16 protein-coding genes and 1 riboswitch are annotated in these 23,894 nt (G+C 65.7%); of the genes, 7 read left to right on the top strand and 9 right to left on the bottom strand.

The features are described 5' to 3' along the window. Positions 1 to 48: 48 nt before the first annotated feature. Both CAG44_RS15475 and CAG44_RS15470 read left to right on the top strand, forming a co-directional pair. Complete coding sequence (locus CAG44_RS15475) at positions 49 to 2,049, top strand: U32 family peptidase (RefSeq protein ID WP_085692456.1); 2,001 nt, start codon at positions 49 to 51, stop codon at positions 2,047 to 2,049. A gap of 206 nt (positions 2,050 to 2,255) precedes the next feature. Beyond that, positions 2,256 to 2,813, top strand: a complete 558-nt coding sequence (locus CAG44_RS15470; RefSeq protein ID WP_085588743.1) for a TetR/AcrR family transcriptional regulator — start codon at positions 2,256 to 2,258, stop codon at positions 2,811 to 2,813. Between the two features lie 190 nt (positions 2,814 to 3,003). On the opposite strand, the gene CAG44_RS15465 is transcribed toward CAG44_RS15470, so the two are convergent. The 4 genes from CAG44_RS15465 to CAG44_RS15440 all read right to left on the bottom strand — a co-directional run bounded on the left by CAG44_RS15465 (position 3,004) and on the right by CAG44_RS15440 (position 10,949). Then, positions 3,004 to 4,404 carry an efflux transporter outer membrane subunit gene (locus CAG44_RS15465; protein WP_178076930.1) on the bottom strand — a complete coding sequence of 467 codons (1,401 nt, stop codon included), beginning with the start codon at positions 4,402 to 4,404 and terminating at the stop codon, positions 3,004 to 3,006. Beyond that, the gene (locus CAG44_RS15460; RefSeq protein WP_085692455.1) at positions 4,404 to 7,535 is read right to left on the bottom strand and encodes an efflux RND transporter permease subunit; all 3,132 of its coding nucleotides are present in this window, start codon (positions 7,533 to 7,535) and stop codon (positions 4,404 to 4,406) included. The genes CAG44_RS15465 and CAG44_RS15460 overlap by 1 nt, the downstream gene beginning before the upstream one ends. A 15-nt stretch (positions 7,536 to 7,550) precedes the next feature. Further along, a complete protein-coding gene (locus CAG44_RS15455; RefSeq protein ID WP_085692454.1) occupies positions 7,551 to 8,693 on the bottom strand; it encodes a MexC family multidrug efflux RND transporter periplasmic adaptor subunit in 1,143 nt (380 codons plus the stop codon). A gap of 930 nt (positions 8,694 to 9,623) precedes the next feature. Next, a complete protein-coding gene (locus CAG44_RS15440) occupies positions 9,624 to 10,949 on the bottom strand; it encodes a sigma-54 dependent transcriptional regulator (protein WP_085692452.1) in 1,326 nt (441 codons plus the stop codon). Between the two features lie 341 nt (positions 10,950 to 11,290). Here CAG44_RS15440 and CAG44_RS15435 point away from each other — a divergent pair, with 341 nt between their 5' ends. After that, positions 11,291 to 11,557 carry a hypothetical protein gene (locus tag CAG44_RS15435; protein ID WP_013972506.1) on the top strand — a complete coding sequence of 89 codons (267 nt, stop codon included), beginning with the start codon at positions 11,291 to 11,293 and terminating at the stop codon, positions 11,555 to 11,557. Positions 11,558 to 11,664: 107 nt separating this feature from the next. Here CAG44_RS15435 and CAG44_RS15430 read toward each other — a convergent pair whose 3' ends face one another. The 4 genes from CAG44_RS15430 to cobW form a co-directional block, all read right to left on the bottom strand. Next, positions 11,665 to 12,231 carry a VWA domain-containing protein gene (locus CAG44_RS15430; protein WP_085588392.1) on the bottom strand — a complete coding sequence of 189 codons (567 nt, stop codon included), beginning with the start codon at positions 12,229 to 12,231 and terminating at the stop codon, positions 11,665 to 11,667. A 101-nt stretch (positions 12,232 to 12,332) separates the two neighbouring features. Further along, positions 12,333 to 13,355 carry an ATP-binding protein gene (locus CAG44_RS15425; RefSeq protein WP_085692451.1) on the bottom strand — a complete coding sequence of 341 codons (1,023 nt, stop codon included), beginning with the start codon at positions 13,353 to 13,355 and terminating at the stop codon, positions 12,333 to 12,335. A 1-nt stretch (position 13,356) separates the two neighbouring features. Further along, positions 13,357 to 17,118, bottom strand: a complete 3,762-nt coding sequence (cobN, locus tag CAG44_RS15420; RefSeq protein ID WP_085692450.1) for a cobaltochelatase subunit CobN — start codon at positions 17,116 to 17,118, stop codon at positions 13,357 to 13,359. A 3-nt stretch (positions 17,119 to 17,121) separates the two neighbouring features. Further along, positions 17,122 to 18,189, bottom strand: a complete 1,068-nt coding sequence (cobW, locus tag CAG44_RS15415) for a cobalamin biosynthesis protein CobW (protein ID WP_085692449.1) — start codon at positions 18,187 to 18,189, stop codon at positions 17,122 to 17,124. 99 nt (positions 18,190 to 18,288) lie between these two features. Continuing rightward, a riboswitch (cobalamin riboswitch) is annotated at positions 18,289 to 18,502 on the bottom strand. A 98-nt stretch (positions 18,503 to 18,600) separates the two neighbouring features. Between cobW and CAG44_RS15410 the strand changes: the two genes are divergently transcribed. From CAG44_RS15410 to CAG44_RS15400, 3 genes are all read left to right on the top strand, one after another. After that, positions 18,601 to 18,960: a hypothetical protein gene (locus CAG44_RS15410; protein ID WP_085588739.1), complete on the top strand. Its 360-nt coding sequence runs from the start codon at positions 18,601 to 18,603 to the stop codon at positions 18,958 to 18,960. A gap of 326 nt (positions 18,961 to 19,286) precedes the next feature. Next, a complete protein-coding gene (locus CAG44_RS15405) occupies positions 19,287 to 20,864 on the top strand; it encodes an ATP-binding cassette domain-containing protein (RefSeq protein ID WP_085588384.1) in 1,578 nt (525 codons plus the stop codon). 136 nt (positions 20,865 to 21,000) lie between these two features. After that, on the top strand, positions 21,001 to 22,020 hold the full coding sequence (locus CAG44_RS15400) for a branched-chain amino acid aminotransferase (RefSeq protein ID WP_013972500.1): 1,020 nt from the start codon (positions 21,001 to 21,003) through the stop codon (positions 22,018 to 22,020). 218 nt (positions 22,021 to 22,238) lie between these two features. Here the strand turns inward: CAG44_RS15400 and CAG44_RS15395 are convergent, their stop codons facing one another. Further along, positions 22,239 to 22,667, bottom strand: a complete 429-nt coding sequence (locus tag CAG44_RS15395; protein ID WP_085692448.1) for a multidrug/biocide efflux PACE transporter — start codon at positions 22,665 to 22,667, stop codon at positions 22,239 to 22,241. Between the two features lie 92 nt (positions 22,668 to 22,759). Between CAG44_RS15395 and CAG44_RS15390 the strand changes: the two genes are divergently transcribed. Continuing rightward, positions 22,760 to 23,614 (top strand): LysR family transcriptional regulator, encoded by an 855-nt coding sequence (locus tag CAG44_RS15390; protein WP_085692447.1) that lies wholly within the window; start codon positions 22,760 to 22,762, stop codon positions 23,612 to 23,614. The last annotated feature ends 280 nt before the right edge of the window (positions 23,615 to 23,894 follow it).

Below are 23,894 nucleotides of genomic sequence, written 5' to 3'. Positions count from 1 at the left end.
GCCGCTACAATGCCCGCCTAAACCGTGACAGCCCGAACCTATAACGACATGTCCCTTCCAAAGAATCACCTGGAACTGCTCAGCCCTGCCCGTGACGTGGCCATCGCCCGCGAAGCGATCCTGCACGGTGCCGACGCCATCTACATCGGTGGCCCGAGCTTCGGCGCGCGCCATAACGCCTGCAACGAAGTCAGCGATATCGCCGAACTGGTCGAGTTCGCCCATCGCTACCATGCACGCGTGTTCACCACCATCAACACCATCCTCCACGACAACGAGCTGGAGCCCGCGCGCAAGCTGATCCACCAGCTGTACGACGCCGGTGTCGACGCGCTGATCGTGCAGGACCTGGGGGTGATGGAGCTGGATATCCCGCCGATCGAGCTGCACGCCAGCACCCAGACCGACATCCGCACCCTGGAACGGGCCAGGTTCCTCGACCAGGCCGGCTTCTCCCAGCTGGTGCTGGCGCGTGAGCTGAACCTGCAGCAGATCCGCGCCATCGCCGCCGAAACCGACGCCGCCATCGAGTTCTTCATCCACGGTGCGCTGTGCGTGGCCTTCTCCGGCCAGTGCAACATCTCCCATGCGCAGACCGGCCGCAGCGCCAACCGCGGCGACTGCTCGCAAGCCTGCCGCCTGCCCTACACCCTGAAGGATGACCAGGGCCGCGTGGTCGCGTTCGAGAAGCACCTGCTGTCGATGAAGGACAACAACCAGACCGCCAACCTGGCTGACCTGGTCGATGCCGGCGTGCGCTCGTTCAAGATCGAAGGCCGCTACAAGGATGTGGCCTATGTGAAGAACATCACCGCCCACTACCGCAAGGAGCTCGACGCCATCCTCGAAGGCCGCCCGGAGCTGGCCCGCGCCTCCAGCGGCCGCACCGAGCACTTCTTCGTGCCCGACCCGGACAAGACCTTCCATCGCGGCAGCACCGACTACTTCGTCACCGACCGCAAGGTCGACATCGGCGCCTTCGACTCGCCAACCTTCACCGGCCTGCCGGTGGGTGTGGTGGAAAAGGTCGGCAAGCGTGACCTGCAGGTGGTCACCGAGGTGCCGCTGACCAACGGCGACGGCCTCAATGTGCTGGTCAAGCGCGAAGTGGTGGGCTTCCGCGCCAACATCGCCGAACCGCGTGGCGAGTTCGAGGAAGACGGCGAGAGGCGCTACCGCTACCGCGTCGAGCCCAACGAAATGCCCGAAGGCCTGCACAAGCTGCGGCCCAACCACCCGCTGTCGCGCAACCTCGACCACAACTGGCAGCAAGCCCTGCAACGCACCTCGGCCGAGCGCCGCGTCGGCGTGCAATGGCACGCGGTACTGCGCGAACAACGCCTGGCGTTGACCGTCACCAGCGAGGAAGGCGTGAGCGCGCAAGTGGCACTGGACGGCCCGTTCGGCCCGGCCAACAAGCCGCAGCAGGCGCTGGACCAGCTGCACGACCTGCTCGGCCAGCTGGGTACCACCATGTACCACGCCGACAGCATCGAGCTGGACGCCCCGCAGGCGTACTTCGTCCCCAACTCGCAGCTCAAGGCCCTGCGCCGCGAAGCCATCGAGGCGCTGACTGCAGCACGGGTGCAGGCGCACCCGCGTGGCGGGCGCAAGGCCGAGACCACGCCACCGCCGGTTTACCCCGAGTCGCACCTGTCGTTCCTGGCCAACGTGTACAACCAGAAGGCCCGCGACTTCTACCACCGCCACGGCGTGCAACTGATCGACGCGGCCTACGAGGCTCATGAAGAGCACGGCGAAGTGCCGGTGATGATCACCAAGCACTGCCTGCGCTTCTCCTTCAACCTGTGCCCCAAGCAGGCCAAGGGCGTGACCGGCGTGCGCACCAAGGTAGCGCCGATGCAGCTGATCCAGGGTGATGAAGTGCTGACCCTGAAGTTCGACTGCAAGCCGTGCGAAATGCACGTGATCGGCAAGATGAAAAGCCACATCATCGACCTGCCGACCCCGGGCAGCGCGGTTGCGCAGGTGGTTGGGCATATCAGCCCGGAAGACCTGCTGAAGACCATTCCGCGCGGGCCGCATTGATTTAGCCTGCAAGGGCCCTTTCGCGGGCACGCCCGCTCCCACAGGGATCTCCACAGTCCTCCATGCCTGTGCAGTATCTGTGGGAGCGGGCATGCCCGCGAAGAGGCCCGCGACGACACAAAAAAGTCTCAAATGAGACCATCCCGCTTGATCCCCCTACCATTTCCTGCACAATGATTGGCATGCGAACCACGCGAGGCATGCCGATGCAACCCACCCCGCACGATGAACGCCTGCTCAAGGCCCTGGCCCACGCTATCGTGGTCCACCCCCGCGCCACCCTCAAGGAGCTGGCCGAAACCGCTGGCGTCAGCAAAGCCACCCTGCACCGTTTCTGCGGCACCCGCGACAACCTGGTGGCGATGCTCGAGAACCATGGTGAACAGGTGCTCAACCAGGTGATCGACAATGCCGCCTTGCACACGGCCGAACCCCTGGCCGCCGTGCGTCACCTGATTTCCGAGCACCTCAAGCACCGCGAGATGCTGGTGTTCCTGATGTTCCAGTACCGTCCCGACACCCTGCTGAACGACAACGAAGACCGCCGCTGGCTGGCCTACACCCAGGCGATGGATGCGTTTTTCCTGCGTGCGCAGCAGATGGGCGTGTTGCGCATCGACATCAGCGCGGCGGTGTTCACCGAGATGTTCATCACCCAGATCTACGGCATGGCCGATGCCGAACGGCGTGGGCGTGCGGCCAGCGCCAATTCGGCGCAGGCGCTGGAGCAACTGTTCCTGCAGGGGGCACTGGCCAAGGTCTGAGGGTGGGGCTACTGGCCTTATCGCCGGCAAGCCAGCTCCCACCTCGACCGCGCTGCCCTCAAGGCCTGTGCAGTACCTGTGGGAGCTGGCTTGCCGGCGATTAGGCCGGTAGCCCTTACACAAAAAAAGGCCCCTGGGCACAAGTCCCAGGGGCCAAAGCGGTTGGATCACCCAACCAAAGGAGCCTTTCTCAGCCGCGCGCCGGCCATCCGCCGCCCAGGGCGCGGAACAGGTCCACCAGCGCCAGCTGCCGCTGCGTACTTGCCTCGATGTACGCCGCTTCGTTCACAAAATCGCTACGCTGCGCATCCAGGTAGCGCAGGTGGCTGTCTATCCCGCCTTCATAACGCGCCTTGGCCAGGGCCACCGTTGCGCGGCTGGTATCGGCCAGGGCCCGACGGGCGATTTCCTCACGCCGCAAGGTATCGGTAGCCGCCAGGGCATCGGCCACCTCACGAAACGCCTGCTGGACCGTCCCTTCATAAGCCGCCACCGCCGAGTCCTTGCGCGCCTCGGCCAGGCTCAGCCCGGCCCGGTTGCGCCCGGCATCGAAGATTGGCAATGACAACTGCGGCATGAAGCTCCAGCTGCGCGAACCGCCATCGAACAGGCCGGATACCTGGGTACTCGACGTGCCAAAACTGCCGGTCAGGCTGATACGCGGGAAGAATGCCGCCCGCGCCGCGCCAATATCGGCATTGCGCGCCCGCAAGCGGTGCTCGGCGGCGAGGATGTCCGGGCGCCGTTCAAGCAGCGCCGACGGCGCGCCAGGGGCAATGTCCTGCAGCACGCTGGGCGCCGCCTGGCGTTCGGCCGGCAGGGCCTTGGTCGCCTCGCTGTTGCCCACCAGCAGCACCAGCGCGTTGTAGGCCTGGCGCTGTTGGCGCAGATTGTTCTCCAGCTCGGCACGCGACTGCTCGACCAGGCCGAGCGCCTCCTGATGGTCCAGCGCCGTGGCCGTACCGGCGGCGCGACGCTGGCCGATCAGGGCCAGCGAGTCCTCGCGGCTGGCCAGGGTCTGCCGGGTCAGGGCCAGGCGCCGCTCGCTGCCGTCCAGGCTCAGGTAGGCCTGGCTCACTTCGGCGATCAGGGCAATGCGCGCGGCGCGGCCAGCCTCTTCGGTGGCCAGGTACTGCTCCAGGGCCGCATCGCTCAGGCTCTTCACCCGGCCGAACAGGTCCACCTCGTACTCAGGCAATGACAGGCCGACCTGGTAGCTGCTGGCAACGCCTTCACGGCCATCGCCGGCCAGCTCGGCGGGCTGGTGCTGGCGGTTGGCGGAAGCCGCGGCGTTCAGCCCCGGCACGCGGTCGGCACGCTGGATGCGGTACTGTGCACGCGCCTGGTCGATGTCCAGCAGGGTCTGGCGCAGCGAGCGGTTGTTGTCCAGCGCCGTGCTCACCAACTGACGCAACACCGGGTCGACGATGAACGCCTGCCAGCCCAGCTGGTCCACCTGTTGCCCGTGGCTGGCGGCATCGTTCCACTGGCTGGCGACTGGCGCCTCGGGGCGCTGGTAGGTCGGCGCCAGGGAGCAGCCGCTGGTCAGCAACGCCAGGGCGAAGGGCACAAACAGATTACGCATGACCATCACTCCGGCACCTCGACGGCTTGGGCTTGTGGCGCTGGCTTGCGCTTGAGCAGCGACAGCACCCAGACAAAACAGATCGGTACGAACACCACGCCCAGCAAGGTGGCGCTGAGCATGCCGCCGATCACCCCGGTGCCGATCGCCCGCTGGCTGGCCGCACCGGCACCGCTGGCGATGGCCAGGGGCACCACGCCGAGGATGAACGCCATCGAGGTCATCACGATCGGCCGGAAGCGCAGGCGTGCGGCCTCGATGGCGGCGTCACGCAGGCTGTAACCCTTCTCCCACAGTTCCTTGGCGAACTCGACGATTAGGATGGCGTTCTTCGCCGCCAGGCCGATGATGGTGATCAGGCCAACCTTGAAGTACACGTCGTTGGGCATGCCGGTAACCATCACCGCCAGCACCGCACCCAGTGCGCCGATCGGCACGATGAGCATCACCGTCAGCGGGATCGCCCAGCTTTCGTACAACGCCACCAGCAGCAGGAACACCACCAGGATGGCCAGGGCGAACAGGCTGCCGGCCTGGCCGCTGGAGACCTTTTCCTGGTACGACAGGCCGGTCCAGGCGTAGCCGATCCCCGGCGGCAGCTCGCTGACCAGGCGCTCCATCTCGGCCATCGCCTGGCCAGTGCTGTAGCCAGGCGCGGCATCACCGGAAATACGGATCGACGGGTAGCCGTTGTAGCGCACGATCTGTACCGGCCCTTCCTCCCAGCGGGTGGTGACGAAGGCACTGAACGGCACCTGCTGGCCATCGGCATTCGGCGCGTACAGGCGCAGCACGCTTTCCGGGGTCATGCGCTCGCCCTGCTCGGCCTGCACCACCACCCGCTGTTGCCGGCCGGCGTTGGTGAAGTCGTTGATCACCGCCGAACCAAAGGCGGTGGCCAGGGTGTTGTTGATGGTCTCGAAGGTCACGCCCAGGGCGCGGGCCTTTTCCCGGTCGATGTCGACCCGTAGTTGCGGCGCCTCGGCCAGCCCTTCCATCATCGCGTAGAGGATGATCGGGTTGCCGTTGGCCTGGCCGAGGATCTGGTCGCGCGCTGCCAGCAAGGCTTCACGGCCCAGGCCGCCACGGTCGAGCAGGCGCAGGGCGAAACCACCGGCGTTGCCCAGGCCATCGATCGGTGGCGGGTTTACCGCCATGATCGCGCCATCGCCGTAGCCGGCGAACTGCGCGTTGATCGCCTGGGTTTCGGCATCCACCGATTGCTCGGCACCACGCACCGACCAGTCCTTGTAGGTAGGGAACGCCAGCGCGGCGTTCTCGCCCATGCCGGAGAAGCTGAAGCCACTGACCATGAACGCCGAGGCCAGGGCTTCACGCGACATCAGGAACTGCTCCAGGGCCTGCCCGGTAGCATCGGTACGCACACGGCTGGCGCCCGGCGGCAGCTGCACGTCGACAATGGCATAGCCCTGGTCTTCCACCGGCACGAATGATTCCGGCAAACGCAGGTAGAAGTAGCCCAGCATCGCCAGGATGCCGGCATAAACCAGCATGTAGCGTCCGGCACGGCGCACCAGGGCATTGTTCATTACCGAATAGCGCTCGGTCAGCCGTGCAAAGCCACGGTTGAAGGCGCCGAAGAAGCCGCGTTTTTCATGGTGCCCAGGGGCCACCGGCTTGAGCAGCGTGGCACACAGGGCCGGGGTGAAGGTAAGCGCGAGGAAGCCCGAGAACAGGATCGACACCGCCAGCGACAGGGAAAACTGCTGGTAGATCACCCCCACCGAACCCGACATGAACGCCAATGGCATGAACACCGCCGACAGCACCAGGGTGATGCCGATGATCGCGCCAGACACCTGGCCCATGGCCTTGACCGTGGCATCGGCCGGCGACAGGCCCTCCTCGGCCATGATCCGCTCGACGTTCTCCACCACCACGATGGCGTCGTCGACCAGGATGCCGATGGCCAGCACCATGCCGAACATGGTCATCATGTTCACCGAGAAGCCCATCAGCTTCATCACCATCAGCGTGCCCAGCAGGCACACCGGCACCACGATCGACGGAATCAGCGTGTAGCGGATGTTCTGCAGGAACAGGAACATCACCAGGAACACCAGCACCATGGCTTCGAGCAGGGTGTGGATGACCTTTTCGATGGCCACGTCGACGAAGCGCGAGGTGTCGTAGGGCACCGAGTACTCGACGCCTTCGGGGAAGAACTCGCTCAGCTCGGCCAGGCGCTGCTTGACCAGCTCGGCGGTTTTCAGCGCATTGGCGCCCGGTGCCAGCTGCACCGCACCGGCCACCGCAGGCTTGCCGTCCAGGCGCGAGGAGAAGTTGTAGCTTTCCATGCCCACTTCCAGGCGTGCGACATCGGCCAGGCGCACCAGCGAACCGTCCGGGTTGGCGCGCAGCACCACGCGGCCGAACGCCTGTGGGTCGTCCAAGGTGCCTTGCACCGCCAGGGTAGCGGTCAGCTCTTGCTGGCTGCTGCCAGGCGCACTGCCGAAGCTGCCAGCCGGCACCTGCACGTTCTGGCCACGGATGGCGTTGCTCACATCATCGATCGACAGCCCGTAGCCGACCAGCTTCTGTGGGTCTACCCACACACGCATGGCAGCTTCCGACGAGAAGAACTGCAACTTGCCCACGCCCGGTACCCGGCGCAGCTCGTTGTTGATATTGCGAGCGGCATAGTCGCCCAGCGCCGTGGTATCGGCCTGGCCGGCGCCGTCCTTGTAGCTGAGGGCATAGATGAGCAGGAAGCCGGCGCTGGTCTGCTCGACCTGGATACCCTGGGTAATCACCGCCTGCGGCATGCGCGCCTCGGCCTTTTTCAGGCGGTTCTGCACATCGACCTGGGCCAGCTCCGGGTTGGTGCCCGGTTCGAAGGTGACCACCACCTCGGCCATGCCGTTGGAGTTGTTGGTGGACTCGAAGTACAGCAGGTTCTTGGCGCCGTTGAGCGACTCTTCGATGATGCTGGTCACCGATTCCACCAGCACCTTGGCCGAAGCGCCCGGGTAGGTGGCGGTGATGGTGATCTGTGGCGGAGCCACGTTGGGGTACTGGGCCACCGGCAGCGCGGGAATTACCAGCAGGCCGGCCAGGGAAATGAACAACGCCACGACCCAGGCGAAGTTCGGCCGCTTGATGAAGAACTTGGACATCTCGTAACCCTCGCCTCAACGCGCCGCGGCTTGTTGCGCCGGGGCCGGTGCCACCGGCATGCCCGGGGCCAGGCCGGCAGGGCTGCCAACGATCACCTGGTCACCCGGGCGCAGGCCCTCGGTCACCTGCCAGCGGGCACCGTGCATGGCACCGGTGCGCACGCTGCGCGCCTCGGCAACCCCGCCAATGCCCACCAGCATCACCCGCGCTTCACCGTCGCTGCCGCGCTGGATGGCGCGCTGCGGGACGAGGATGGCTTGGTTGTCGGTGCCTTGCGGGGTGCGCACGCGCACGTACATGCCCGGCAGCAGGATGCCGTCGGCGTTGTCGAAGCGGCCGCGCAGGGTGACCTGGCCGGTACCGCGGTCGACCGCGACGTCGGTGAACATCAGCGCGCCCGGGCGCTCATAGTCGGTGCCTTCCACCCGGGCGGTCAGGGCCTGCTGGTCACCGGCCGCCAGCGCGCCGTCCTTCAGTGCCTGGCGCAGGCGCAAGGCATCGGCGGCGGACTGGGTGAAATCGACGTAGATCGGGTCGAGCTGCTGGATACGCGCCATCAGCGTGGCGTCACCCTGCCCTACCAGTGCACCTTCGGTGACCAGTGCGCGGCCGATGCGGCCAGAGATCGGCGCCTTGACCGTGGCATAGCCCAGGTTCAGGCGCGCGGTCTCGACATCGGCCTGGGCCGAACGCACCGCGGCCTGGCCGCTGCGCAGCTCGGCGCTGGCGGTGTCGAAATCCTGCTGGCTGACCGCCTCGATTTTCACCAAGGGTTCGTAGCGGCGCACCCGCGCCTGGACTTCGAGCATTACCGACCGGGCTTTGGCCAGGTCGGCTTCGGCGCGTGCCAGCGCGGCCTTGAATGGCGCAGGGTCGATCTGGAACAGCACATCGCCGGCCTTGACGTCGGCGCCCTCTTCAAAACGCTTGTGCAGGACGATGCCGGCCACCCGTGCGCGCACCTCGGCGACACGCATGGGTTCGACCCGGCCCGGCAGGGTTGCCGCCAGGGTCAGGGGTTCGCTGGCGACCGTCACGGTCTGCACCGGAAAGGCGCTTTGGGCCGCAGACGGCGGCGCTTCCGCTTCGCCGCAGCCGGCCAGCGCGACTGCTGCCGCCAGGCAGCTGGCCATTCCTATTGCACGCAAGTTGCTCATGATTCACCCGAGCTTTAGATGGAAAAACGGCCCGAATGATATTGGCGAAGGCAAAATGAGTCAATTTTGTCTCATTTGATACTTTGTTAATAATTGTGAAGCCTGTCCGTTGTAGGAGCGGCCTTGTGTCGCGATCGGCCGCGCAGCGGCCGCAATTCAGGCGCTGCCGTGTGTCAGGGAGATACGGGATGCAGGTTTGGCGGCCGCTGCGCGCCCGATCGCGACACAAGGCCGCTCCTACAGGGATCGCGCAGGGCCCAGGCTTGGCGCCCTGCCTGTAGAGGACCTTGAAGCCTGTACGGTCAGTGTGGGAGCGGGCAGGCCCGCGAACACCGGCGTAGCCGGTGCCATCCACCGCAGCGCCTGCTTCGCGGGTGAACCCGCTCCCACAGGGATCGCGCAAGGCCCCGGGGCTGGCGCCAGGCCTGTAGTGGCAATGGCCTGAATCAAAGACCTTGAAGCCTGCACGGTCAGTGTAGGAGCGGGCATGCCCGCGAACACCGGCGTAGCCGGTGCCATCCACCGCGGCGCCTACTTCGCGGGCATGCCCGCTCCCACAGGGATCGCGCAAGGTCCCGGGGCTGGCGCCATGCCTGTAGAGGCAATGGCCTGAATCAAAGACCTTGAAGCCTGCACGGTCAGTGTAGGAGCGGGCATGCCCGCGAACACCGGCGTAGCCGGTGCCATCCACCGCGGCGCCTACTTCGCGGGCATGCCCGCTCCCACAGGGATCGCGCAAGGTCCCGGGGCTGGCGCCATGCCTGTAGAGGCAATGGCCTGAATCAAAGACCTTGAAGCCTGCACGGTCAGTGTAGGAGCGGGCATGCCCGCGAACACCGGCGTAGCCGGTGCCATCCACCGCGGCGCCTGCTTCGCGGGCATGCCCGCTCCCACAGGAATCACGCCAGTACATGACCTTTGCGCTGCTGCTCAGCGAATCTGATGCTTGTGCAGCAACCGATAGAAAGTCGGCCGCGATATACCTAGCACCTTGGCCGCCACGCTCAGGTTGTCACTGTGCCGGCTGAGTACATCGCACAGCGCCTGGCGCTCGGCCCGGTGCTTGTACTCCTCCAGCGTACCCAGCGGTTGCTGCATCTGGTCAAGGGTCTGCAATCCCAGGTCCTGCGCCTCGATTTGCCGACCTTCGGCCAGCACCAACCCGCGCCGCACACGGTTGGCCAACTCGCGGACATTGCCCGGCCAGTCATGCCGGCCCATGGCCGCCAGGGCATGGTCGCTGAACGAACGCGGTCGACGCCCGGTTTCCAGGCTGTAGAAATGGGCAAAATGGCTGGCCAGCATCGACAGGTCGCCATGCCGGTCGCGCAAAGGCGCGGTCACAACCTGCAACACGTTAAGGCGGTAATACAGGTCTTCGCGAAAACGCCCTTGCTCGATGGCCCTTTCCAGGTCCACGTGGGTAGCCGCCAGCACCCGCACATCCACCGGGATCGGCTGGCTGCCCCCCACGCGTTCGATGTGCTTTTCTTGCAGAAAGCGCAACAAGTTGGCCTGCAACTCCAGCGGCAGGTCGCCAATTTCGTCGAGGAACAACGTACCACCATGGGCCGCTTCGATGCGCCCGGCCTTGCGCTGATGAGCACCGGTGAAGGCGCCCTTCTCATGGCCGAACAGTTCCGACTGGATCAGGTGCTCGGGGATCGCCCCGCAGTTGATGGCAATGAACGGCTGCTCGCTGCGTTGCGACTGACGGTGCAGGGTGCGGGCCACCAGTTCCTTGCCGGTACCGCTTTCACCGCGGATCAGCACCGGCGATTCAGTAGGCGCCAGCTTGCCCAGCAGCTTGCGCAACTCGCGGATCGGGCGGCTGTCACCGAGCAGCTCGTGGCTGGTTTCATCCACCCTCGCCAGCCCTTTGCCACGCAGGCGCGCCATGCCGAAGGCCCGGCCCAGGGTGACCTGCACGCGGGAAACGTCGAACGGCAAGGTGTGGAAGTCGAAGAACCATTCACAAACGAAATCGCCGACGGCCGGCATGCGCAGCTGTTCGGCGCTGAGCACGGCAATCCATTCGGTGTTGCTGCGCTTGATCAAGTCCTTGACCCCGTCCGGGCGCCTGAGGTGCGACGCCTGCAAGCGCAACAGGCCCACATCGCAAGGATGATCCAGGGCGGCACCTAGCATGCAACTGTCCACATCCCAGCCTGCGCTGCGCAATCCAGGCAACAAACGGTGGCAGTCATCGCAGGGGTCGACGATGAGCAAACGGCGTAGAACGGCAGGCTGCTGCATGACCGATCCTTGGCGCCAGTTTTCGGTTTTTTGAAATAAAACAGTAAGTTGTGGCGCCCGATTAACAGTAGCAACGAAGTTGACGGTTCCCAGTACCGTCTGTCTGCCGAATCATTTTTTTACAATCAGTGACGGGAATTTTCGCACTTTATCGACATCACATGGCGGCATGGGCAAGAACGGATTCGAACCTGGCAAATTTTTTTACAACCAATGTGTGACTCGCCCCCGGACAACGAGCATCAGTACACATAACCCCGCGCTGCACTTCGCGATAACCGAGGCGACTTTGAAGCAACGCGGACTTACCTGGATGTTTGGGACCATAGAGAGACCGAACCATGAATGCCCCGCTCCGTGTCAACGAAGCACTGCTGATTGCCGACCACGCCTTCGAACCTTTCCAGTGCGTAGCCTGGGATGCACCCAACGGTACTGGTGAACTGAGCCTGGCAGTGATCGACCGGACCAGCACCCGCATCGGCAGCAAGCAAGTGTCCTCGCGTATCTACTCCGACCCGGCCCAGTGGGCCAGCCTGATCGAGGAAGTGCGCGCCGAACTGTGCGAAAAAGGTTACGACCTGCAACCGTGGTCAATGCCGAAATAATATCGGCCGGCAAACCAAGTGCGTGCACCGCCACGCACTTGTACAACTTCCGGGTTGCTGTTCTGGCAACTTTTCTTATTGCGACATAGTGTCGCATCGATACTTTTTCAATCCACCAACCTGAACTGTTGCAGGTGCTGGTAATCAGCCTGAAGTTGTTGCGCCAGACGCTGCGCACGGCCCAGGCGCACCGGCGCCAGCTCCATGTCCACCAGCAAAGTGGCACACGGCATTGGCTGCACGGCATTCCAGTGCTGCAGACGACCATCGGTAAACACCAGGCAGCGCAATGCTTCTTCAGGGTGGGCCCGTTGCCGCGCCTGCAACCAGTGCCGAGCCTGTTCCAGTGCTGCGATCAACGGCGTGCCGCCACCGGCACCCAAGGCTTGCAGCCAGGGTTGCAAAGCGGCCGAGGCCTTCAGGCCGTGGCGCTGCCACTGCGGCGTGCGCCCGCTGGCGGTAAGCAGGGCCAGCCGGGCACGCTGGCGGTAGGCCTGGTCGAACAGCGCCGCCAGCAGCCCTTTGGTTTGTGCCAACGCCTGGTGGCGGCGGGTCGAGGCCGACGCATCGACGATTATCAGCCACAGTTCTGCGGGCCTGCTCTGGCGTTGTTGCCAGCACAGGTCCTGGCGCTGGCGTGGCCGGCCCTTGAGCAGGGTCGGCAGCCAGGCCACCCGACCGGCCGCGGCACTGTGCGCCCGGCCTCGGCTGGCACCGTACTGCTTGCCTGCGCCTGCTTTGGCATCCGCCCCTTTGGCAGGTGGCAGGGGGATGCTCAGGGCTTTTTTGCCCAGTTCGGCACCTCGCGGCGGGCGCCGCTGGCCACCGGCTGCGCCGCCATCGCGCCCCAGTCGCCCTGCCCGCCCTGTTCGCCAGGGTTGCCTGCGCCTTGCCGATCGGGTTGTTGCTCAGGCTGCTGCGGTGCCGCAGGGGGGGTGGCCTGGGGCGCAACGCGGCGGCGATGGCGCAAGGCGAACTCGGCCACTGCATCGACATCGGCCTCTTCGATGGCCTCGCCACCGCGCCAGGCACAGTGGGCGCGTGCGGCGCGCAGCCAGACCAGGTCGGCGCGCAGGCCGTCGACCCCGGCGGCGTAGCAGCGTTCGGTGATCCAGGCCAGGGCCTGGTCGTCCAGGGCAATGCCGGCCAGGGCCTGGCGCGCCGCCTGGCAGCGCTCGCGCAATTGCGCCTGGGCCTCGGCCCATTGCGCGCAGAAGGCCTGCGGGTCGCTGTCGAAGGCCAGGCGGCGGCGAATGATCTGCTGGCGCGCTTCAGGCTCGGGCAAGCCTTCCAGGGCCACGTTGAGGCCAAAGCGGTCGAGCAACTGCGGGCGCAGTTCGCCCTCCTCCGGGTTCATGGTGCCGATCAGTACGAAGCGGGCACTGTGCCGGTGCGAGATGCCGTCGCGCTCGATGCGGTTGGTGCCACTGGCCGCCACATCGAGCAGCAGGTCGACCAGGGTATCGGGCAGCAGGTTGACCTCATCGACATACAGCACGCCGCCATCGGCCTGGGCCAGCACCCCCGGGGAAAACTGCGCCTTGCCCTGCCCCAGCGCGGCATCCAGGTCGAGGGTGCCGACCAACCGTTCTTCGCTGGCGCCCAGTGGCAGGGTGACGAACGGGCCCTCGCCGAGCAGGTCGGCCAAGCCACGGGCAAGGGTGCTCTTGGCCATGCCACGCGGCCCCTCGATCAGCACGCCGCCGATCTTCGGGTCGATGGCGGTCAGGCACAGCGCCAGTTTCAGGTCGTCGGCACCGACCACGGCTGCCAGTGGAAATTGCACGGGTTCACTCATTTCAAGCCTGTTCCTCGCCGTCGAGCAGTTGTTCCTCGAGGGCTTCGCGGTAGTCGCCAGGCGCCTGCCACAGGCCGCGCTGCTGGGCCTCCAGCAAACGCTCGGTAAGGTCGCGCAGGGCCTCGGGGTTGTGCTCGCGCATGAAGTCGCGGGTCGCCGGGTCGAGCACGTAGGCATCGGCCAGCGCCTGGTAATGATGGTCGTCGATCAGCTGCGTGGTGGCGTCGAAGGCGAACAGGTTGTCGACCGTCGCCGCCATCTCGAAGGCGCCTTTGTAGCCATGGCGCTTGACCCCGTCGATCCACTTCGGGTTCAGCGCCCGGGCGCGGATGACCCGGTTCAGCTCTTCCTTGAGGGTGCGGATGCGCGGCCGGTCGGCCTGGCTGTGGTCGCCGTGGTAACTGGCCACTGCCGCACCGGACAAGGTTTCCGACGCCGCCAGCATGCCACCCTGGAACTGGTAGTAGTCGTTGGAATCGAGCAGGTCGTGTTCGTGGTTGTCCTGGTTCTGCAGCACCGCCTGCACCTTGGCCAGGCGCTGGGCGAACTGGGCGCGGGCCGGGGTACCGTCGTCGCTGGTGCCGTAGGCATAGCCGCCGTGGTTGAGGTAGACCTCGGCCAGGTCGTCGCGGCTGTGCCACAGGCGCCCGTCGATGGCGTTCTGCACCCCGGCGCCGTAGGCCCCGGGCTTGGCACCGAACACCCGCCAGCCAGCCTGGCGCGCGGCCTGCTCGGCGTCCACGCCCTGCGCCTGCAGCGCGGCACGCTCGCTACGCACGCGGGCGGCCAGGGGGTTGAGATCGTCGGGTTCGTCCAGCGCGGCCACCGCCTGCACTGCGGCATCGAACAGGCGGATGAGGTTGCCGAAGGCATCACGGAAAAAGCCGGAAACGCGCAAGGTCACGTCCACCCGCGGGCGGTCGAGCAGGCTGAGCGGCAGGATCTCGAAATCGTCGACCCGCTGGCTGCCGGTGGCCCACACCGGTCGCACGCCCATCAGCGCCATGGCCTGGGCGATGTCGTCGCCACCGGTACGCATGGTTGCCGTGCCCCACACCGAAAGGCCGAGTTGGCGCAGGTGATCGCCGTGGTCCTGCAGGTGGCGTTCGAGGATCAGGTTGGCCGAGGCGAAGCCCAGGCGCCAGGCGGTGGTGGTGGGCAGGTTGCGCACGTCCACGGTATAGAAGTTGCGACCGGTGGGCAGCACGTCCAGGCGCCCACGGCTGGGCGCGCCACTGGGGCCGGCGGGCACGAAACGCCCGGCCAGCGCCGCCAGCAGGCCATTCATTTCGGCGCTGCCGCAGGCGTCCAGGCTGGGTGCCACCGCTTCGCGCAGCGCCTGCACCACATCGTGCACCGGCTGCCATTCGCTCTGGGCTGGTAACTGTGCTGTTCCGCCCAGCGCCTGGTCGATTACCTGCAGCGCCAACACTTCGAGGCGTTCGCGGGTATCGCCACAGGTGCGCCAGGGTTCGCTGCTCATGGCCTGCAACTGCTCGGGGCGTGCGCCCTGCCACGGCTGCCCGAGCTCGCAATCGAGCGGGTCGAAACCCGGCACCAGCGCCTTGGCCAAAGCCCGCAGCAGGCTGGCATTGCCGCCGCGACCGTCGCCACGCTCGACCCGCAACAGCGCCAGCAGGGTATCCAGGCGCAGCCGGCCTTCCGGGGACTGGCCGAACACATGCAGACCATCGCGAATCTGCGATTCCTTCAGGTCGCACAGGTAGGTGTCCAGGCGCGGCAGCCACACGGCGGCATCGTCCAGTTGGCCTTCCAGTTGCAGTTCGCGGTCGATGTGGTTGGCCTTGACCAGTTCGAGAATGTCGCGCTGCAACTCGCGGGCGCGTCGCGGGTCGAGCAGCTGCGCTTCGTAGAACTCGTCGGCCAATTGCTCCAGGTGGCGCAACGGGCCATAGGTTTCGGCACGGGTCAGCGGCGGCATCAGGTGGTCGATGATCACCGCCTGGGTGCGGCGCTTGGCCTGGGCACCCTCGCCCGGGTCGTTGACGATGAACGGGTAGATGTTCGGCAGCGGGCCGAGCAAGGCGTCCGGCCAGCACTGCGCCGACAACCCGACGCCCTTGCCGGGCAGCCATTCGAGGTTGCCATGCTTGCCGACATGGATCACCGCGTCGGCGGCAAAGGCATGGCGCAGCCAGAAGTGAAACGCCAGGTAGCCGTGCGGCGGCACCAGGTCCGGGTCGTGGTACACCGCGCTGGGGTCCACCTGGTAGCCCCGCGCCGGCTGAATGCCGACGAAGGTCAAGCCAAAGCGCAGGCCGGCCACCATCAGCCGGCCACTGCGGTACATCGGGTCCTGCTGCGGTGGCCCCCAGCGTTCCAGTACGGCCTGGCGGTTGGCCTCGGGCAGGCGCTCGAAGGCGGCCTGGTAGTCGGCCAGGCTCAGGCTCTGCGCGCAGGGGCGCAAGTCCAGATGGTCGAGGTCGTTGGTCACGCCGCCGAGCAACTGGTGGATCAGTTGCGTACCGCTGCCCGGCAAGTCGGCCAGCGGATAGCCTTCGGCCCGCAGGGCCTTGAGGATGTTCAGCGCCGCCGCTGGCGTGTCCAGGCCAACGCCGTTGCCAATGCGGCCATCCCGGGTCGGGTAGTTGGCCAGCACCAGGGCCACGCGCTTTTGCGCATTCGGCAGGCGCGCCAGTTCGACCCAGCGGCGGGCCAGTTCGGCGACAAAGTCCATGCGCTCGGGGTGGGCGCGGTAGCAGACCACGTCGGACTGGCTGCGCTCGCTGCGCCAGGCCATGTCCTTGAAACTGACCGGGCGGGTGATGATGCGCCCGTCCAGTTCGGGCAGGGCAATGTGCATGGCCAGGTCACGCGCCCCCAGGCCCTGCTCGCTGGCTTCCCAGCCGGGCTGGTTGTCTTGCGCGCAGATGGCCTGCAGCACCGGGATGTCGCGACGGAACGGGCGCAGGTTGGGCCGTTCGGGGCTGGACAGGGCAAAGCCGGTGGTGTTGACCAGCACTTCGGCACCCACCTCGTCCAGCCAGGCTTCGACCTGCTCCAGGCAGGCGCTTTCCTTGAGGCTGGCCACGGCGATCGGCAACGGGTTGAGCCCGGCGGCCTGCAGGCGCTGGCAGAACACATCGATGAACGCGGTGTTGGCCGCCTGCAGGTGCGAGCGGTAGAACAGCAGTGGCGCCACCGGCTGTTCGGGATGCCACTGCGGGTACCAGTCCTCCAGCGTGGCGCTGCCCTTGGCCGGGTGATACACGGCGGTGCGCGGCAAAGGCTGCGGCTCGTCCCAGGCATAGTCGCGGCCCAGCCACTGGCTGGCCAGGCAATTGAACAGGTTGATGGCGTTGGCCTTGCCGCCCTGGCGCAAGTAGTGCCAGAGGCGCTCGGCCTGCTCGCCGCTGACACTGCCCAGGCTGGTCAGCTCCGGGTCCGGGCGGTCGTCGCCCGGCACCAGGATCAGTTGCACGCCACGGCCGGCCAGTTCGACCAGTTGCTCGACGCCATAGCGCCAGTAGCCGACGCCACCGTGCAGCGACACCAGGATGACCTTGGCATGGCGCAGCACCTGGTCGACGTACAGGTCGACCGAGGCATGGTTCTGTACCTGCATCGGGTTGGCCAGGCGCAGGCTGGGGTAATCCTCGGGCAATTGCTCGGCGGTATCGGCGAGCAATGCCAGGTGCGAATCGCCGCTGCAGAGAATCACCAGCTCGGCGGGCGTCTGGCCGAGGTCGGCAATGCTGTCATCCGGCACGAAGCCGCCGGGCTGGGTCCGCAGCAGGTGCATGGGTCAGGCGCCCAGTGCCTGGCGCAGGCGCGCTTCCAGCTGGGCGGCGTCGAGGTCCTGGCCGATCAGCACCAGGCGGGTGATGCGCGGCTCGTCGGCGCGCCAGGCGCGGTCGAAGTGCTTGTCGAAACGGGTGCCCACGCCTTGTACCAGCAGGCGCATCGGCTTGCCCGGGATGGCAGCGAAGCCTTTGGCGCGCAGGATGCCGAATTCCACCACCAGCTGGGTCAGGGCGTCGAGCAGCAGGCTTTCGTCGGCTTCGGGCAGGTCGATGGAGATGGAGTCGAAGGCGTCGTGGTCATGATCGTCATGGTCATCGCCGTCATGATGCGAATCGTGGTGGGTACGGCGGCCATCGATGTGCGCCTCGGACTCGGCGCCCACGCCCAGCAGCACCTCCAGCGGCAGCTTGCCGCTGCTGGCCTCGATCACCTTGACCGCCGGCGGCAGTTCTTCGGCCACCTCGGCGCGGACCTTGGCCAGGCCTTCGGCGTCGATCAGGTCGGCCTTGTTCAGCACCACCAGGTCGGCGCTGGCCAGCTGGTCGGCGAACAGTTCGTGCAGCGGCGACTCGTGGTCCAGGTTGGGGTCGAGCTTGCGCTGGGCATCGACCTGGTCCGGGTAGGCGGCGAAGGTGCCGGCGGCCACCGCAGGGCTGTCGACCACCGTGATCACCGCGTCGACGGTGCAGGCATTGCGGATTTCCGGCCACTGGAAGGCTTGCACCAGCGGTTTGGGCAGGGCCAGGCCGCTGGTTTCGATGAGGATATGGTCCAGGTCGCCACGGCGTGCCACCAACTCGCGCATCACCGGGAAGAACTCTTCCTGCACGGTGCAGCACAGGCAGCCGTTGGCCAGTTCGTAGACGCGGCCGGTGGTTTCTTCTTCGGTGCAACCGATGCTGCACTGCTTGAGGATTTCACCGTCGATGCCCAGTTCGCCGAACTCGTTGACGATCACCGCAATGCGGCGGCCCTGGGCGTTGTCGAGCATGTGGCGCAGCAAGGTAGTCTTGCCCGAGCCGAGGAAGCCGGTGACGATGGTGACGGGGAGCTTGGCCAGTGTTTTCATGTCGCATTGCCCTTGGCAGATTGGCGCGGGCATGCAGGACGACAGCCACGGGCCAGACCGGCCGGGCTTGTTCGCCACCGGATCACCCCGCCCGGTTGAAAGTCGAAAACGTGACGAGGCAGGTCTCCTGGCTCGCACCGTTCCATGTGCCCGCTGGTGCAGCGGGCTGGCGGGATGACGCCTTCCCGCGCGCGGGCGCAGTGGCTGTGTCGATCCGTTGTCGGTGCTTACAGTTGCGGGGGCAGCCGCGGCTTGTACCGCGTTCCCGTCTTAGCTTCGGCCTGGCCGAAGAACCTCGAAGTGGCAAGGCTACGCAGTGGCTGGCGGGTGGTCAACCATTGCTGTCGGGCTGGCCGACAACAAGTGGCGCAACTGCGTTACAGTGGTGGCTTTGAGCAGCGAGGCACCCCGGTGAAACCCCTGAACAAGCGCGATATGGCACGCCTGGAGCGTGAACTGGTGGTTTGCCTGACCGAAGCCTGCGAAACCGCCAAGGCGGAGATCGTCGGTTTCAGCTGGCTTACCCATCGTCTTGCTCCCGAGGATTTTCCGGCCAGCCTGCGTATTACCTGGGTGTTCGAGCGAGAGGCCGACAAGTCCGCCGCCGTGGCGGGCGACGCGAAGGTACGCATGCTGGCGCTGACCGGCCTGGCTTTGGAACAAGCCGGCATTCAGCTGGATCATCCGGCCTGGCATGTGCGGTTTGACAGTGAAGAGGCCTGCCAGCAGAGCCACGGGGGCGACTGGAGCAAGCGCTTGATGGGGCGCTGAACCAGGGGCATGCGCGGTCCTGGCTCTTGTAGGAGCGGCCTTGTGTCGCGATAGGGCTGCGAAGCAGCCCCAGCAATTTGTGCCTCTATGCTGAAACCCTGGGGCTGCTTCGCAGCCCTATCGCGACACAAGGCCGCTCCTACAGGGGCCGCGGCGCACTCGCGGAATCTGTTTTCCGGCGACAACGATGCCTCTATCCGTTAGGCTACGCATTCCCCTGTCACGAGGTGTTCGTCCAATGCGCCATTGATGCCGCCGTCCCTTCGACGGCCAGTCTTCAGCCTCCGGTTCGCTCCGGAGATGTCGCGGCATTTGTGGAGTTGTGCATGACGAACACGTCGATCCTGACGCTGGACAGCGTCTCCTTGGCCTTGCCTGACGGCAGGCTGTTATTTACCGACCTCAGCGAAACCTTCGACCAACGCCGCACCGGCCTGGTCGGGCGCAACGGTGTGGGCAAGAGCCTGCTCGGGCAGATACTTGCCGGCCAGCGCGAACCAAGCAGCGGCCAGTGTCGGCGCCTTGGGCGCATCCATCTTCTGGACCAGCAGGTGATCGAGCACAGCGCCACGGTCGCCGACCTGGCCCAGGTGGGCGCGGTGCTCGCTGCGCTGGAGCGCATCGAGCAAGGCAGCGTCGCACCCAGTGACTTCGACACCGTTGGCGAACGCTGGGATATCCGCGAGCAATTGCAGGGGCACCTGCAACGCCACGGCCTGGGCCAGCTCGACTGGCACCAGCCCGCCCACAGCCTGAGCGGTGGCCAGGCCATGCGCGTGGCGCTGGTCGGCGCCTGGCTCAGCGAAGCGGACTACCTGATCCTCGACGAACCGAGCAATCACCTGGACAGCAACGCCCGCGCCCAACTGCTGAGCATGATCGAAGCCTGGGACCGGGGCTTGCTGGTGATCAGCCATGATCGCAGCCTGCTCGCGCACATGACGCGCATCGTCGAATTGTCCAGCCTGGGCTTGCAGGCCTATGGCGGCAACTACAGCTTCTATTCGGCCCAAAAAGCCAGCCAGACGGCACAGGCCCAACAGCAACTTGCCCGGCTGAAACAGGAGCAGCAACGCCAGGCGCGCGAACTGCAGCGCCAGCGCGAAGACCTGGAACGTCATCAGGCCCGCGCCGGGCGCAACGCCAGGCACGCCAACCAGGCCAAGATCCTGGTCGACCGCCAGCAGGAACGCAGCCAGGCCACTGCGGGCAAGCAGCGCCGCGACCATCGCGACGCCCGGCAGGCGCTGCAGGGCAAAGTGCGTGACGCCGCCCGCGAAGTCGAGCAGGACAGCGCCATTACCCTGCATGCACCCACGCCGCAGCGTCATCCGGGCCGCGAAGTGCTGGCCTTGCAGGCGCTGCACCTGCCCCGCGGCACGCGCAAACCACTGAACCTGCGCTTGTGCCTGGGCCAGCGGCTGGGCCTGGTCGGCGCCAATGGCAGTGGCAAATCCACCCTGCTCAGGCTGATGAACGGTGAGTTGCCAGCACCGCCCGAGCGCCTGCGCCTCAGGGGTGAAACCGCCCTGCTCGACCAGCACTGCAGCGCACTACCAGGCCACACCAGCGTGCTCGACCACCTGCGCCAGGCAAACCCGACCCTGGCCCAGGGCGACTTGCGCAGCCGCCTGGCGCAACTGGGCCTGGATGCGGCCCGCATCGAACTGCCCAGCGGCCTGCTCAGCGGCGGTGAGCGGATGAAGGCGGCACTGGCCGCCGTGCTGTACCGCGAACGGCCGCTCGACCTGTTGCTGCTGGACGAACCGGGCAACCACCTGGACCTGCCGTCTCTGGCCGCACTGGAACACATGCTCGGGCAGTTTCGCGGGGCGCTGGTGGTGGCGTCCCACGACCAGGTACTGCTCGACCAGCTGGCGCTGGACGAGTACCTGCACCTGTAGAAGCCGCAATGAATGCATTGCAGGCTATCAATTCGTGACTGGCCGTTCCCGATCTGCCACGGATGTATTATGGTGGCGTGGTGCGCATATAACAGCAGCCCGAGCAATCGGGCACTTGCAAGACAATGAGGGTGTCATGAGCAACGAAAGCATTAATTGGGACAAGCTGGGTTTCGACTACATCAAGACCGACAAACGCTACCTGTCCGTATGGCGCAATGGCGAGTGGGACAAAGGCACCCTGACCGAAGACAACGTACTGCACATCAGTGAAGGCTCCACGGCCCTGCACTACGGCCAGCAGTGCTTCGAAGGCCTCAAGGCCTACCGTTGCAAGGACGGTTCGATCAACCTGTTCCGCCCGGACCAGAACGCCGCCCGCATGCAGCGCAGCTGCGCCCGCCTGCTGATGCCGCAGGTGCCGACCGATGTGTTCATCGAGGCGTGCAAGCAAGTGGTCAAGGCCAACGAGAAGTTCGTGCCACCGCATGGTAAAGGCGCCCTCTACCTGCGTCCGTTCGTGATCGGCACCGGTGACAACATTGGCGTGCGCACCGCCCCCGAGTTCATCTTCTCGATCTTCGCCATCCCGGTTGGCTCGTACTTCAAGGGCGGCATGAAGCCGCACAACTTCCAGATCTCCAGCTTCGACCGCGCAGCCCCACAAGGCACTGGCGCGGCCAAGGTCGGTGGCAACTACGCCGCCAGCCTGCAGCCGGGTGCAGAAGCGAAGAAAGCCAACTTCGCCGACGCCATCTACCTCGACCCGCTGACCCACACCAAGATCGAGGAAGTCGGTTCGGCCAACTTCTTCGGCATCACCGCCAACAACGAGTTCGTCACCCCGAAATCGGCTTCGGTGCTGCCAGGCATCACCCGCCTGTCGCTGATGGAACTGGCGCAATCGCGCCTGGGCCTGACCGTGATCGAAGGCGATGTGGAAATCAACAAGCTGGACCGCTTCATCGAAGCCGGCGCCTGCGGTACCGCTGCGGTGATCACCCCGATCGGCGGCATCGAGTACAACGGCAAGCTGCACGTGTTCCACGACCTGGAAAAGGTCGGCCCGGTTACCCAGAAGCTCTACAATGAGCTGACCGGTATCCAGAGCGGTGACGTGGAAGCACCGGCTGGCTGGATCGTCAAGGTTGCCTGAGGCGCTTTAACGGTTTGAAAAACGGGGTAGGCCAGCGATGGCATGCCCCGTTTTTTATTGGCTGATGGCACCGGCTGCGCCGGTGTTCGCGGCGAAAGCCGCTCCTGAAACCTGCACCGTCCCTGTAGGAGCGGCCTTGTGTCGCGAAAGGGCTGCGAAGCGGCCCCAGGATATCCGCACAATGCACAAATCGAGGGGCCGCGCAGGGCAGTTAGTTCTCATGCAAGGCGACGCTGCATCAGCAGGTGCCGGGCTTTGTCGAAGGCCCAGTTGTACAGCACGGTGTAGGGCAGGATGATCACGAAGAAGCCCAACTCCACCATGAACGCCTGCAGCAACGAAATCTCCAGCATCCACGCCGCCACCGGCAGGCACCACACCACCAGCCCGGCTTCGAAGCCCAGGCCGTGCACAAAGCGTGCGCCGGCCTTCCAGTGGATGCGTTCGACCCGCACGTAGCGATCGACCAACGCGTTGTAGACCATGTTCCACAGCATGGCGATCACCGACAGGGACACCGCCAGCGCCCCCGCCGTCGCCAGCGACTTGCCCATGATCCAGGACAACAGCGGCGCACACAGCAGCACGGCGAACACTTCATAACCGACGGCGTGAACCAGGCGTTCGGTGAAAGAGACGTTTTTCATTGCAAATTCCATCCATTGCGTGAGTCGTGCTTCCTATTTTCTTTGATAGAACTGATACTCGCGACATAGCTACCATCGGTTTTATCAATACCATGCGCTACTCACCCGAAGCTCTGGTCGCCTTTGTCGAAGCTGCATCGCTAGGTTCGTTTTCCGCTGCGGCGCGCAAGTTGCGCAAAAGCCAGTCCACCATCAGCATCGCCATCGCCAATTTCGAGGCCGATGTGGGTTGCCCGTTGTTCGAGCGTGGCGGCCGTCACCCCACGCTGAACGAGGCTGGGCGGCAGGTGCTGAGCCATGTCGAGGCGATTCTCGATGCCAGCGCCCAGCTCGATGCCCTGGCGGTGCGGCTGGCGGAAAATGTCGAGGCTCTGGTCTCGGTGGTGATGTCGGACAGCTACAGCGTGACCTTCCAGGGCGCGGTGATGGCCCGCTTCGCCCAGCACTACCCGCATACCGAGCTGCGCTGCGGCCCCTCGGAAGATGCCGATGTGATCGAGCTGATCCAGCAGGGCCTGGCACATGTCGGCATTCTTGCCACCCAGCCCAGTTACCCTGCGGACGTTGCCGTTGCGCGCTTGCCAGAGCAGGCAGAGTTTGGGGTGTACGTGGCCGACGGGCATCCGTTGGCGGCATTGCCCCAGGTGCAGACGCAGCACCTGGAGAACGTCCGGCAGCTGTATATCAAGACCTATGCCCCCAGCTTGCACCACGGTCGTGGCCAGGCCTGGTCGGCACCGGACTACCTCACCCTGCTGGAGTTCGCCGTGCGCGGGTTCGGCTGGGCCGAACTGCCCAGGGCTCTGGTGGCACGGTTTGGCAATGGGCTGGTGGAGCTGCAGGTGGCCGGGTACCCGCGACGGGTTGACATGGATGTGGCCTGGTCGAGCCGGCGCGCGCTCGGGCCGGCGGGGCAGTGGCTGGTGCGGCAGATGCTGGGGCAATAGGCCTTTATCGCATTCAAGATCCTGGGGCTGCTGCGCAGCCCATCGCGACGCAAGGCCGCTCCTACAGGGGCACTAAAGCGAAAAATCCTACAACGTTTTAGGAAGCCCATTGCTCCCCCGCGAAGGCGTTCCTCGCTAGTGTTTTGGCCGTTGCGTCAAATCACTGGAAAAGGAACTCCTGATGAGCATCAGCAAAGCCATCCACATCGCCATGCAGGAAGAGATCCCCAACACCTACGGCACCTGTAATGCCTGCGAACGCTCCGGCCTGCCGATTCTG

The organism is Pseudomonas sp. B13(2017), assembly GCF_002113245.1.
GTDB classification, from domain to species: Bacteria; Pseudomonadota; Gammaproteobacteria; order Pseudomonadales; family Pseudomonadaceae; genus Aquipseudomonas; species Aquipseudomonas putida_Z.
Note: the sequence above shows the minus strand (reverse complement) of the source record. Positions and strands in the feature narration are given on the sequence as shown.

Coding starts and splice junctions, on each gene's coding strand:
- CAG44_RS15475 (WP_085692456.1), top strand. CDS start 49: ATGTCCCTTCCAAAGAATCACCTGGAACTGCTCAGCCCTGCCCGTGAC.
- CAG44_RS15470 (WP_085588743.1), top strand. CDS start 2,256: ATGCAACCCACCCCGCACGATGAACGCCTGCTCAAGGCCCTGGCCCAC.
- CAG44_RS15465 (WP_178076930.1), bottom strand. CDS start 4,404: ATGGTCATGCGTAATCTGTTTGTGCCCTTCGCCCTGGCGTTGCTGACC.
- CAG44_RS15460 (WP_085692455.1), bottom strand. CDS start 7,535: ATGTCCAAGTTCTTCATCAAGCGGCCGAACTTCGCCTGGGTCGTGGCG.
- CAG44_RS15455 (WP_085692454.1), bottom strand. CDS start 8,693: ATGAGCAACTTGCGTGCAATAGGAATGGCCAGCTGCCTGGCGGCAGCA.
- CAG44_RS15440 (WP_085692452.1), bottom strand. CDS start 10,949: ATGCAGCAGCCTGCCGTTCTACGCCGTTTGCTCATCGTCGACCCCTGC.
- CAG44_RS15435 (WP_013972506.1), top strand. CDS start 11,291: ATGAATGCCCCGCTCCGTGTCAACGAAGCACTGCTGATTGCCGACCAC.
- CAG44_RS15425 (WP_085692451.1), bottom strand. CDS start 13,355: ATGAGTGAACCCGTGCAATTTCCACTGGCAGCCGTGGTCGGTGCCGAC.
- cobN (WP_085692450.1), bottom strand. CDS start 17,118: ATGCACCTGCTGCGGACCCAGCCCGGCGGCTTCGTGCCGGATGACAGC.
- cobW (WP_085692449.1), bottom strand. CDS start 18,189: ATGAAAACACTGGCCAAGCTCCCCGTCACCATCGTCACCGGCTTCCTC.
- CAG44_RS15405 (WP_085588384.1), top strand. CDS start 19,287: ATGACGAACACGTCGATCCTGACGCTGGACAGCGTCTCCTTGGCCTTG.
- CAG44_RS15400 (WP_013972500.1), top strand. CDS start 21,001: ATGAGCAACGAAAGCATTAATTGGGACAAGCTGGGTTTCGACTACATC.
- CAG44_RS15395 (WP_085692448.1), bottom strand. CDS start 22,667: ATGAAAAACGTCTCTTTCACCGAACGCCTGGTTCACGCCGTCGGTTAT.
- CAG44_RS15390 (WP_085692447.1), top strand. CDS start 22,760: ATGCGCTACTCACCCGAAGCTCTGGTCGCCTTTGTCGAAGCTGCATCG.